Raw genomic sequence first — 643 nt, forward strand, 5'->3', positions numbered from 1 at the left:
GCCTAATATTGCTCAACGACCTCAAACTGCGGACCAACGGTCCGAAATTGGCCATTGGGAACTGGATACAGTTCAGGGACAGAAAAACGGTAATGACAGTGTTGTACTAGTAATGACTGATCGCCTTTCACGAGTTAATATCACGAGTAAAATTGCTGGTAAAACTGCGCATGCAGTAAATCAGTTCTTTATAAATTTGCGCCAGAAAATGGGCACAGATGCTTACTATCGCATTTTTAAGACAATAACCTCTGACAACGGTTCAGAATTTAGTGAGTTAATACAAGTTCACGATCATGTTTTCTATGCTGATCCGTATTCCCCTTGGGAACGTGGATCCAATGAGATCAATAACCGGTTTCTCCACAAGGAGATTACCAAAGGTGAAGCTATAAATAACTATAGTAGTGCTCAGATCATAGCGACTAATGATTGGATGAATCACTATCCACGAGCTATGTTTAATGGACATTCGTCAATGGATATCTATCGTAAGGCCTTCTACCAAGAGATATCACAGCTCCATCAACCAATAATCAATTGGTCAGTATTATTTATTTGAGTCCAGTGGCTAACTTATTCTTGAAATTTAGGTGTCAATTATTTTTAGAAAAGCGAGGAATTAATATTAATGAATAAAAAG

General features: G+C 38.1%; 1 protein-coding gene. It reads left to right on the top strand.

Going from position 1 to position 643, the window contains the following annotated elements:
• Positions 1 to 562, top strand: a 562-nt coding sequence (locus LI126_RS14570) for an IS30 family transposase (RefSeq protein WP_227165653.1), incomplete at its 5' end; no start/stop codon positions are given.
• Positions 563 to 643 lie beyond the last annotated feature (81 nt).

Origin of the sequence: Mediterraneibacter sp. 210702-DFI.5.30, from assembly GCF_020560115.1 — a bacterium.
In the GTDB taxonomy this organism is placed as follows: Bacteria; Bacillota; Clostridia; order Lachnospirales; family Lachnospiraceae; genus Mediterraneibacter; species Mediterraneibacter faecis.